The sequence below is a fragment of the Curtobacterium sp. MCPF17_018 genome (assembly GCF_003234135.1).
In the GTDB taxonomy this organism is placed as follows: Bacteria; Actinomycetota; Actinomycetes; order Actinomycetales; family Microbacteriaceae; genus Curtobacterium; species Curtobacterium flaccumfaciens.
In genome coordinates, this window is sequence record NZ_QKSJ01000022.1 from 16,136 (window position 1) to 27,087 (window position 10,952).

General features: G+C 72.9%; 9 protein-coding genes, 1 tRNA gene and 1 riboswitch. Of the genes, 6 read left to right on the plus strand and 4 right to left on the minus strand.

The window, feature by feature from the left end; all coding sequences use genetic code 11:
* Nucleotides 1-30 precede the first annotated feature (30 nt).
* The 4 genes from DEJ27_RS16870 to DEJ27_RS16885 all read left to right on the plus strand — a co-directional run bounded on the left by DEJ27_RS16870 (nt 31) and on the right by DEJ27_RS16885 (nt 4,511).
* The gene (locus DEJ27_RS16870) at nt 31-351 is read left to right on the plus strand and encodes a hypothetical protein (protein ID WP_027464636.1); all 321 of its coding nucleotides are present in this window, start codon (nt 31-33) and stop codon (nt 349-351) included.
* Between the two features lie 82 nt (nt 352-433).
* Nucleotides 434-545: riboswitch (TPP riboswitch) on the plus strand.
* Nucleotides 540-1,178: an ECF transporter S component gene (locus tag DEJ27_RS16875; RefSeq protein ID WP_111091506.1), complete on the plus strand. Its 639-nt coding sequence runs from the start codon at nt 540-542 to the stop codon at nt 1,176-1,178. It overlaps the preceding riboswitch by 6 nt.
* A gap of 2 nt (nt 1,179-1,180) precedes the next feature.
* Complete coding sequence (locus tag DEJ27_RS18150) at nt 1,181-3,934, plus strand: ATP-binding cassette domain-containing protein (protein WP_146244716.1); 2,754 nt, start codon at nt 1,181-1,183, stop codon at nt 3,932-3,934.
* Nucleotides 3,927-4,511: an ATP-binding protein gene (locus tag DEJ27_RS16885; RefSeq protein ID WP_111091502.1), complete on the plus strand. Its 585-nt coding sequence runs from the start codon at nt 3,927-3,929 to the stop codon at nt 4,509-4,511. Before DEJ27_RS18150 ends, DEJ27_RS16885 begins: the two co-directional genes overlap by 8 nt.
* Nucleotides 4,512-4,598: 87 nt before the next feature.
* Here the strand turns inward: DEJ27_RS16885 and DEJ27_RS16890 are convergent, their stop codons facing one another.
* A complete protein-coding gene (locus DEJ27_RS16890; protein WP_111091503.1) occupies nt 4,599-5,978 on the minus strand; it encodes an MFS transporter in 1,380 nt (459 codons plus the stop codon).
* A gap of 102 nt (nt 5,979-6,080) precedes the next feature.
* Here DEJ27_RS16890 and DEJ27_RS16895 point away from each other — a divergent pair, with 102 nt between their 5' ends.
* Nucleotides 6,081-7,520: an LLM class flavin-dependent oxidoreductase gene (locus tag DEJ27_RS16895; protein ID WP_111091504.1), complete on the plus strand. Its 1,440-nt coding sequence runs from the start codon at nt 6,081-6,083 to the stop codon at nt 7,518-7,520.
* 26 nt (nt 7,521-7,546) lie between these two features.
* Complete coding sequence (locus tag DEJ27_RS16900) at nt 7,547-8,782, plus strand: acyl-CoA dehydrogenase family protein (RefSeq protein WP_258369808.1); 1,236 nt, start codon at nt 7,547-7,549, stop codon at nt 8,780-8,782.
* 99 nt (nt 8,783-8,881) lie between these two features.
* Here the strand turns inward: DEJ27_RS16900 and DEJ27_RS16905 are convergent, their stop codons facing one another.
* The 3 genes from DEJ27_RS16905 to orn all read right to left on the minus strand — a co-directional run bounded on the left by DEJ27_RS16905 (nt 8,882) and on the right by orn (nt 10,154).
* Nucleotides 8,882-9,226 carry a metallopeptidase family protein gene (locus DEJ27_RS16905; RefSeq protein ID WP_017886056.1) on the minus strand — a complete coding sequence of 115 codons (345 nt, stop codon included), beginning with the start codon at nt 9,224-9,226 and terminating at the stop codon, nt 8,882-8,884.
* 141 nt (nt 9,227-9,367) lie between these two features.
* Nucleotides 9,368-9,440: transfer RNA gene (locus tag DEJ27_RS16910), tRNA-His, on the minus strand.
* 75 nt (nt 9,441-9,515) lie between these two features.
* Nucleotides 9,516-10,154, minus strand: coding sequence for an oligoribonuclease (gene orn / locus DEJ27_RS16915; RefSeq protein ID WP_111091505.1), 639 nt, complete (start codon nt 10,152-10,154; stop codon nt 9,516-9,518).
* Nucleotides 10,155-10,952 lie beyond the last annotated feature (798 nt).

A 10,952-nucleotide genomic window follows, 5' to 3' on the forward strand; every position in this document is an offset into this window, starting at 1 on the left:
GTGGAGGAACGGACGAGTAGCGTCGCGCGCATGGCCAACATCGTCTCGAAGATCGCAGACCAGGTCCGCCCGCTCGGGGTCTCCACGAACTACGGAGAACCCGTCGAGGTCGGTGACCAGACCCTCATCCCCGTGTCCGTCAGCTGGTTCGGCTTCGGTGGCGGCGGGGACGACGAGAACGGTGGCGGCGGTGGCGGCGGCCTGTCGGCCCCCGTCGGCGCGTACGTCCGTCGCCCGGGCAAGGACCTCGTGTTCGAGCCGAACCCGATCTCGCTGATCGTCGTCGGCATCCCCTTCGTGTGGGTGGCCGGGCGTGTCCTCCGCAAGCTGGTGCGCGCGCTCAAGAAGTGACCACCTGACGCAACCGGAGGCCCGTGGCGACGCCGCCACGGGCCTCCAGTCCGTCACGCGGTCGCGACCGCGTCTAGACTGCTGGCACACACACGGGAGTCCGGGACCGCCGGGCTGAGAGGGAGCGATCGGCGCTCCGACCGTCGAACCTGATCCGGATCATGCCGGCGCAGGGAGGAGTCAGCAGCATGCCTTCAGGCACGTCCACAACCGTCACCACCGCTCCACGGCGATCGCTGCGTTGGCGGGTCGTCGACATCGTCGTCGCGAGTATCCTCGCGGTGGCCCTCGGAGTCGTCTTCCGGCTCTGGGAGTTCGGCTACGAACCCATCAGCGCCGTCATGGACCTCGTGCTCCCCGGCACGAAGGCCCTGTTCGGCGGGGTCTGGCTGCTCGCCGGCCCGATCGTCGCGATCGTCGTCCGCAAGCCCGGCGCCGCGCTCTACGGCGAGATGGTCGCCGCCTCGGTCGAGGCGTTGTTCGGCACCCAGTGGGGGTGGCTCACGCTCGAGGCCGGACTCGTCCAGGGCCTCGGCGCCGAGATCGTCCTCGCGCTGTTCCTGTACCGCGTCTACCGCCTGCCGGTCGTCGTGCTCGCCGGTGCCGCGGCCGGACTCGCGCTCGGCATCAACGACACCGTCCTCTGGTACCCGGGACTCGACGTCGCCTTCAAGGTCGTCTACGTGATCTGTGCGGTGATCTCCGGTGCAGTGATCGCGGGGGCGGGCTCCTGGCTCATCGTCCGGGCACTCGCCCGCACCGGGGTGCTCTCGTCCTTCGCGGCCGGCCGCGAGCACAGCCGCCGCGAACCCCGCGCCGTGGTGTGACCGTGCCCGCTCCGTCGGCGACGTCCCCTTCCGCCGGCGGCGACGCCGGCGCAGGTGCCGGCGTCCGCGGGGCGCGCATCGTGTTCCGCGGCTGGGGCTGGCGGTACCCGGAGCGAGACGCCTGGGCCGTCAGTGACGTCGACCTGACCGTCGAGCCAGGGGAGCGGGTCGCCGTCGTCGGGTCGTCCGGTGCCGGCAAGTCGACGCTCCTGCGAGCGGTCGCCGGCGTGCTGCCGGACGAACCCGACGCCACCGATGACACGGCTGCTTCGGTGCAGGGAACACTCCTGGTCGACGAGGCCGACCCCCGCGCGGTCCGCGGGCGTGTCGGTCTCGTCATGCAGGACCCCGAGGCACACACCGTGATGTCCCGCGTCGGCGACGACGTGGCCTTCGGCTGCGAGAACGCCGGCGTCCCCCGTGACGAGATCTGGGACCGGGTGCGGACGGCGCTCGATGTCGTCGGCCTCGACCTGCCGCTCGACCGCTCCACCGCGCAGCTGTCCGGTGGGCAGCGGCAGCGGTTGGCGCTCGCGGGCGTGCTCGCGATGCGGCCGGGTGCGCTCGTGCTCGACGAACCCTGCGCGAACCTCGACCCGGACGGCGTGGCGCAGGTGCACGACGCCGTCCGGGCACTGCTCGACGAGACCGGGGCGACGCTGCTCGTGGTGGAGCACCGGATCGGCACCTGGCTGGACCTGGTCGATCGGCTCGTGCTGCTCGAACCGGCCGGCGGCGTGGTCGCGGACGGTCCGCCGGCGCAGGTGCTGGCGGACCACGGCGAGGCGCTCACCGCGGCCGGGGTCTGGGTTCCCGGTGCCGAGCCGGCGCGTGGTTCGGCTCGGCGACGGCCTGCGCGCGGACGAGCGGGCGAAATGCCCGGGCGGTCCGGCGCGGCGACCGCGGCATTCCGCCCGCTCGGCGAGGGGGAGCCCGGCGAGGGGGAGCTCGGCGACGGAGCGCGTGAGATGACGTCGCGCGGACGAGCGGGCGAAATGCCCGGGCGGTCCGGCGGGGCGACCGCGGCATTCCGCCCGCTCGGCGAGGGGGAGCTCGGCGCGACGGAGCCCGGCGCCGCGGAGCGCGGCGAGGCGGCGGCGGTGCTGCTCGAAGCCCGGGGGCTCGGCACGGCACGGGGGAAGCAATCGGTCGGGAACGGCATCGACCTCGGGCTCCGGGCAGGGCAGGTCCTCGCGGTCACCGGACCGAACGGCGTCGGCAAGTCGACGCTCGGGCTCACCCTCGCGGGCCTGCTGGCACCGGCCGCCGGCGAGCTCGGCGCCACCGACACCCTCGCGGGCCTGCTGGCACCGGCCGCCGGCGAGCTCGACGCCACCGACACCCTCGCCGACGGCCTCGGCGCAGCGCCGCACACCTGGACGAGCCGCGAACTCGCCGCCCGGATCGGCACGGTGTTCCAGGACCCCGAGCACCAGTTCGTCGCCCGCTCCGTCCGCGAGGAGATCGAGGCCGGCCCCCGAGCACTCGACGCGCCTGACGTCGCCGAACGAGCCACCGCGCTGCTCGACGAGTTCGGGCTGGCACACCTGGCCGACGCCAACCCCTTCACCCTGTCCGGGGGCGAACAACGACGACTCGCGATCGCCTCGGTCATCGCCGCCCGGCCGCCGGTCGTCGTGCTCGACGAACCGACCTCCGGGCAGGACCGAGCCACGTGGCAGGCCGTCGTCGGGCGGCTCGGGGCCCTGGCTGACGCCGGCACCTCGGTGGTGGCGGTCACCCACGACCGCGATCTCGTCCGGGCACTCGACGCCGACGAGGTCGTGCTCGGGCCTGACGGCGCCCGGACCGTCGGGCGCGACCAGGGGCCGTCGGTCGCGACCGTCCCGGAGACGGGACCGACAGCCGGGAGCCGCCCCGGGCCTCCAGACCGGACCGACACGGACGATGGGACGGACGCGGCGGACGCGGCGGACGCGGCGGACGCGGCGGACGTGGCGGACGGAACCGACCGGCCGAACCCGGCGCGACGACCGCTGCCCGCACGAGCGACCGGCATCCCCGGCGTCCAGCCGGTCGCGTCGCTGATCGGTGTGCTCGCCCTCGGCGTCTGCCTGGTGCTCAGTCTCGACGTCGTCTCCGCCGCCGTCGCCCTGGCGCTCGAACTCGCGCTCCTGCCGCTCCTGCGCCTGCCGCTCCGGACCCTGCTGCTCCGACTCGCACCGGTGCTCGTCGCGGTGCCGCTGACGGCGGTGAGCATCGCGCTGTACGGCAGGCCCTCGGGTCGGGAGTGGTTCGACCTCGGGTTCGCGCACGTCACCGACGGGTCGCTGACACTCGCCCTGGCGACGGCGCTCCGGGTCCTCGCGGTGGGAGTGCCCGCCATCGCGCTCTTCGTACGGGTCGACCCGACCGACCTGGCCGACGGGCTCGCGCAGGTGCTCCGGCTGCCCGCGCGGTTCGTGCTCGGGGCGCTCGCCGCCGTCCGCATGATGACCTTGCTCGTCGACGACTGGCGACAGCTGGCGATGGCCCGGCGCGCCCGAGGACTCGCCGACTCCGGACGGCTCCGCCGCGGAGCGACCATGGCGTTCGCGCTGCTCGTGCTCGCGCTGCGCCGGGCGACGACGTTGGCGGTGGCGATGGAGTCACGGGGGTTCGGTGCTCCCGGACGGCGGACCTGGGCGCGGGTCGCACGGTTCGCCGGGCCGGAGTGGGGGATGGTGGCGGTGCTGGTCGGCATCGGCGTGGTGTCGATCGCCGTCGCGGTGAGCGTCGGGACGTGGCGTGCCTGACGCGACGCCTGCAGCCGGCACGACGGGCGGCGAGCGCGCGACGGGCACGACCGCCGGTGACCTCGCCCCCGGCCTCGCCGCTGCTGCGGCCGGTGTCGCCGCTGCCACGGGCCGGCGCGCCGTCGTGCTCATCGATGGCCGGTCCGGCACGGGCAAGACCACCCTGGGAGCACAGGTCGCGGAGCAGCTCGGCGCGCAGCTCGTGCACCTGGACGACCTGTACCCGGGGTGGGACGGCCTGCGTGCGGCTGCCGATGCCGTGGTGACCGACGTCCTCGGAGCGCCGAGCGGATACCGACGCTGGGACTGGGTGGCCGATGCGCCCGTCGACTGGGCGTCGGTGGACCCCGACCTGCCGATCGTGGTCGAGGGGTGCGGTGCGTTGTCCCGCGCGTCGGCGCCGCTGGCGTCGCTGCGGGTGTGGCTCGAGGCCGACGATGCCGTGCGGTGGGACCGGGCGATCGGACGCGACGGCGAGGTCTTCGCGCGTGAGTGGGACCGCTGGGCCGCGCAGGAGCAGGCCTTCATCGCCGCCGAGGACCCGGCCGCCCTGGCCGACGTGGTCCTGCGGACGTAGCGCGCGTGGGCCCGCGCGCGGCTCGCCGCGACCCGAGGATTCGCGCTCAGCGACACCTCACGGCCTCCGGAAGGCGAGAACTGTCGCTCAGCGCGAAACGTCAGCCCCCGCGCCCACCCCCGCGCCCGCACGCGCCTCCCGCCGCGCCACCGCCCGCGGATCCACCGCGAACACCGCCGCCACGATCGTCAGCACCGCGTACACCCCGAGGTACCCGCACAGGATCCACGGCGACCCGCCCCCGAGCTGCACGAACACCGCGGCCAGCAGCGGTGTCAGCCCCACCGAGAAGATCGACCCGATCTGGTACCCGAGCGACATCCCCGAGTACCGCCGCCCGGTCGGGAACTGCTCGGCGAACCACGCCGCCTGCGGCCCGTAGATGCTGTCGTGGAACACGCACATCCCGATCAGCGCCACGAGCGGCAGCAGCACGAGCGGCCCGGCGTCGAGGAACGCGAAGAACGGCCAGATGAGCACCGCGATGCCCACCGCCGACCAGATCGTCAGCACCCGCCGCCCGACCCGGTCCGACAGCCACCCCCAGAACGGCGTCGACACGAGCGACACCGCCGAGATCACGAGCACGGCCTGCAGCCCGGCGTCCGAGCCCTCCGGTCCGCGCACGTTGCCGAGGTAGGTCAGCGAGTACGTCGTCAGGATCGAGTACAGCGCCGGCTGCACGAGGCGCAGGCCCGCCGTCACCAGGATCGACCGCGGGTGCTGCCGGATCGCCTGCCACACCGGGAACCGTTCGACCCCACCCGAGGCGCGCAGCTCCTGGAACACCGGGGCGTCCTGCACGCCGAGTCGGATGACGAGCCCGACCGCCACGATCACCGCCGAGAACAGGAACGGCAGCCGCCAGCCCCAGGCCAGGAACGCCTCGGTGCCGAGCAGCGACCGCACGAGCGTGAAGACCCCGGTCGCCAGGAGCATCCCACCGGCCGACCCCATCTGCGTGAACGCCCCGAACAGCCCCCGGTGCCGCTCCGGCGCGTGCTCGACGGACAGCAGCGCCGAGCCACCCCACTCGGCACCGGCCGCGACGCCCTGCAGCAACCGCAGGAACACGAGCGCCACGACGGCACCGACTCCGATGGTCGCGGCGGACGGGATCACCCCGATCAGCGTGGACGCGATGCCCATCAGCACCAGCGACGCGACGAGCAGCTTCTTCCGCCCGATCCGGTCGCCCAGGTGGCCGGCGATCACGCCGCCGAGCGGCCGCGCCACGAACCCGACGCCGTAGGTCGCGAACGACGCGATGACCCCGACGGCCGGCGTCACGGACGGGAAGAACGTCGGTGCGAACACCAGCGCCGAGGCCGTCGCGTAGAGGTAGAAGTCGTAGTACTCGACGGTCGTCCCGACGAACGACGCGAGGGCGACCCGACGACGGGTCGCGGTGGTCGACGGTGCGGCGGGACGGCCTGGAGGCGCGGTGACGGTGGTCTGGCTCGGCATGCCTCAGGAGCATGGTCGCGTCCAGGGCCGCGGGGAACACCGCGCGTAACGGGAGGTCACGTCGCTGTCGTCGGGCGGTGCCCGCCTACCACGATGGGACGCATGAGCGATGCACCGAACCGCCCGCTGCGCTTCGCGGCCTTCGTCATGAACACGACCTCGCACATCCAGCACGGCCTGTGGCGGCACCCCGACGCCCGGCAGGTGGACTTCGACGACGTGACGCTGTGGACCGACCTGGCGAGGACCCTCGAGCGCGGCAAGTTCGACGCGATGTTCTTCGCCGACGTCGTCGGTACCTACGGCCCCGGTCGCGGCGACTACTCGACCAACCTGCGCGAGGGGCTGCAGATCCCCTCGAACGACCCCTCCGTGCTGCTGTCCGCGCTCGCCGTGTCGACCGAGCACCTCGGGCTCGCGTTCACCTCGAGCGTCATCCAGGCGCACCCGTTCGACTTCGCCCGCAAGGTCTCCACGCTCGACCACATCACCCGGGGCCGCATCGGCTGGAACGTCGTCACGAGCGCCCTCGACAGCGCCGCCCGGAACTTCGGGGCCGACCGGCTCGAGGAGCACGACGAGCGCTACGTCTGGGCCGAGGAGTACCTCGAGGTCTGCGCGAAGCTCTGGGAGGGCTCGTGGGAGGACGGCGCCGTGCTGAAGGACCCCGTCCGTGGCTACGCCGACCCCGACAGGGTGCATCGCATCGACCACCACGGCAAGCGCTACGACGTGCAGGGTCCGCACCTGTCGGCGCCGTCGCTGCAGCGGACCCCGGTGCTGTTCCAGGCCGGGTCGTCGCCGGCCGGCCGTGCCTTCGCCGCACGGAACGCCGAGGCGCAGTTCATCCTGACCTCGAACCGGGACGCCACCGAACAGCTCATCCGCGAGACCCGCGACCTGGCTGAGGCCGCCGGCCGGCAGCGGGACGACATCGCGTTCTTCCTCGGCCTGACCTTCGTCACCGGCTCCACCGAGGCCGAGGCGAAGGCCAAGGAAGCGGAGATCGACGAGTACCTGGCCGCCGACGGGTTCCTGGTGCACTCGAACCTCGGCTTCGACCCCGACACCGGGGAGGCCCTCGACCCGGACACCCCGCTGTCCGAGGTCCGCACCCACGCCGGGCAGTCGCACCTGCAGTGGCTCCGCGAGGCCGCCGGGGACCGCGAACCGACCATCGCCGACCTCGCCCGGCTGTCCGCCAAGCTCCGCGCCCGGGTCGTCGGGACGCCGGAGCAGATCGCCGACGAGCTCGCCGGCTGGCAGCGCGTGGGCGTCGACGGCGTCAACGTCATCAACTGGACGCTGCCCGGCTCGTACGAGGAGTTCGTCGACCACATCGCGCCGACCCTGCAGGAGCGCGGGCTGATGCAGTCCGAGTACCGCGAGGGGACCCTGCGTGAGAAGCTCTTCGGTCACGCACAGCTGCCGGGATCGCACCCGGCCAGGCGGTGGCGCGGGGCGTTCTCGGGGGGCTCTGGCGCCACCGCGCCGGCGACCGTCCCGGACGACGCGACCCGTGCGGTGGAGGTGCCCGCGTGACGCCGGCGACGACGACCGACGGAGCCGTGACGGGCCTCCCGGCCGACCGTCTGGCGACCCTGCGCGAACGCTTCGCGCCCGTGTTCGCCACCATCCGCGACGGCGCGGTCGAGCGTGAGCTCGCGTCCGGGAGGCCCGGCGACCGGCCGCTGCCGCACGCCGAGGTCCGGGCGCTCGCCGACGCGGGGTTCGGGCGGCTGCGCGTGCCGGAGGACCGCGGCGGCTTCGGGGTGACGCTGGTCGAACTCGCGCACCTGGTGGCGGACCTGGCGGCGGCGGACTCGAACATCGCGCACCTGTGGCGCGGACACTTCGGGTACACCGAACTGGTGCTGCTGCGGCCGCACTCCGCGTCACGCGACGAGTGGCTCGACCGGATCGTCGGCGGCGCGATCGTCGGGAACGCGACCTCGGAGCGGACCGGGACGACCCTGGCTGACATCTCGACGACGGTGACGCCTGCTGGTGATTCCCTCCGCCTCGACGGGCGGAAGTTCTACTCGACCGGCACGCTCTACGCGGATTGGATCTACCTGGCGGCGGACCGCGACGGGGAGCGCGTGACGTTCGCCGTCGACGCCTCCGCACCGGGCGTCAGGAGCATCGACGACTGGGACGGGTTCGGGCAGCGGTTGACCGCGTCCGGCACCACCGTGTTCGACGGGGTGTCGGTCGACCCTTCGGTGGTGTCGGCGTACCGGGACGCCCCGCTGTCGCACATCCAGGCCTTCTACCAGCTGTACCTGCTGGCGGTCCTCGCCGGGATCGGGCAGGCGGTGTCCGACGACGCCGTGGCCTTCGTGCGACCACGGACCCGCACCTACATCCACGCCAACGCGGCCGTGCCGGGGGAGGACCCGCAGGTGCTGGCGGTGCTCGGGCGACTGTCGGCCGGGGCGTTCACCGCCCGGTCACTCGTCGTCACCGCCGCGGGACTGCTCGACGGGGTCGTCGCCACGAACGAGCCCGGGGTCGGCGTCGACCGCGTGGTGCTCGACGCTGCCGAGAACGCCGTGTACCAGGCGCAGATCGAGATCGGGTCGCGGGTGATGCGGTCGGCGTCCGAGCTGTTCGAGGTCGGCGGGGCGTCCGCGGCCGAGCGGACGCGTGCGCTGGACCGGCACTGGCGGAACGCCCGGGTGGTGGCGTCGCACAACCCGGCGGTCTACAAGGAGCGGATGGTGGGGGAGTACGCGCTGCACGGGCGGGGGCCGGTGGGAGCGTGGGAGAAGTACCACGAGGTGGGGCCGACCCGGTTCTGAGGGGCGCGGCGGCTCGGGGGTGGTGCCGAGTCTCGGCCCTGCGGACAGTTCGTGGGCGCCGATGCCCGCGTGCTGTCCGGCTGGCCGAGACTCGGTTCGCTACGCCCAGCCGAGCTCGTGCAGCCGCTCGTCGTCGATGCCGTAGAAGTGGCCGATCTCGTGCACGAGGGTGGTGTGCACCTCGTCCTTGAGCTCCTCGACGGTGTCGCACTCGGCGAGGTGCTGCTTCCGGAACACCACGATGCGGTCGGGCAGCTCGCCGAAGCCGTACTGCCCGCGCTCGGTGGCCGCGATGCCGTCGTACACGCCGAACAGCTCTTCGCCGTTCTCGGGTTCGTCCTCGACGACGAACACCACGTTGTCGAGCCCGTCGACCATCTCGTCGGGTAGCAGGTCGAGTTCGTCGGTCACGAGTTGCTCGAACGCTTCGGCGGACATCTCCATCACGCAGGGATCGTCCCACACCGCGCTGACCACTCGCGGCTGACCACTCGCGGCGAAGCCGCACGGCGCCGGAGGTGCCCAGACAAACACGGAGGGAGAGCCCCGGTTGCGCCACACGCAACAGGACTCTCCCTCGACCGGGGTGAATAACGGGTCTCGAACCCGCGACCTCCTAGACCACAACCAGGCGCTCTACCAACTGAGCTATATCCACCATGTTCGAACCGGCTGACCGGCGCGACCACTCAATAGTAGTACATGCGGGACGGGGCGCGGACCACCCGTGTCGCTACTCGGCCGCGGGCTGCGCCAGCCGTGACTCCCACTTCGCCACGACGTCGGCCTGCACGGCGCGTACGTCGTCCGTGCTCGGGCCGGGCTCGGCGACGAAGCCGGCGCGGCGGTAGTACTCGAGCTCCCGGATCGACTCGAGGATGTCCGCGAGGGCCCGGTGCCCACCGTGCTTCTCCGGCGCGTTGAAGTACACGCGGGGGAACCAGCGGCGGCAGAGCTCCTTGATGCTCGACACGTCGACGCTGCGGTAGTGCAGGTGCCCGTCGACCCGCGGCATGTACTTCGACAGGAACGCGCGGTCGGTGCCGATGGTGTTGCCGGCCAGTGGGGCGGAGCCCTCGGCGGGGACGTGCTGGAGGATGTACTCGAGCACCTGGTACTCGGCGTCCGCCAGGCTCACGCCGTTCGGGATCTCCTCGATGAGCCCCGAGGTGACGTGCATGTTCGTCACGAACTCGTTCATGTTGTCGAGCGCCGACTGGTCCGGCTTGATGACGATGTCGAATCCGGGGTGCACGGGCTCGAGGTCGAAGTCGGTGATGACCACGGCCACCTCGACGAGTTCGTCGACCTCGAGGTCGAGGCCGGTCATCTCGCAGTCGATCCAGACGAGGCGGTCATTCGCGGTTGCCATGTCCTCGATCCTATTCCCGCGCTGCGTGCCTCCCGTACGTGCCGTTGCGCCCGCGCTGACCGCGCCCGCGCGTGCTCGCCCGTGCTCGGTCGTGCTCGGTCGCCCGTTCCGCGAGTTCCGCGCGTTCCGCCCGTTCCGTGAGTTCCGCGAGGCCGATCCGCGCGTCCGATCCGCGAGCGGGCGAAATGCCGCGGTCGCCCTGCGGACGCACCCGGATGTTCTGCCCGCTCGTCCAGGACGTGAGCCGCATGCGGTGCAGGCGACCGCCTGGAGGCTCATCGCGACCCCGGCAGGCCGCCCCGCGCCTCCAGGCTGTCGCTTCCACCCCGTCTGCCGCACCGATCCCACCCGGCTCCGCTTCGTCACCGCGAGCGGGCGAAATGCCGTGTCACCCGGCGGACGGACGGTGGTGTTCCGCCCGCTCGCCGACGGCGGCGCCCCGGTTGCGCCTTCGCACGCCGGCGTCCAGCCGAGCGGGCGAAATGTCGCGGTCGCCCTGCGGACACCCCCGGATGTTCCGCCCGCTCGTCGGCCACGTGAGCCGCGAGCACCGCAGGCGACCGCCTGGAGGCTCGCCGCGACCCCGGCAGGCCGCCCCCGCGCCTCCAGGTCGTCGCTTCCACCCCGCCTGCCGCACCGCTCCGGCCGACCGTGAGCCGACCGCGCGAACGGGCGAAATACCCGAGTCGCCCTGCGGACGAAGCCGGGCATTTCGCCCGCTCGCGAGGGGAAGGAGGGGGGCGTGGGGGAGAGAACCCGCGTGGGGGAAGCTCGCGGACGCACGAACGGGCGAAATGC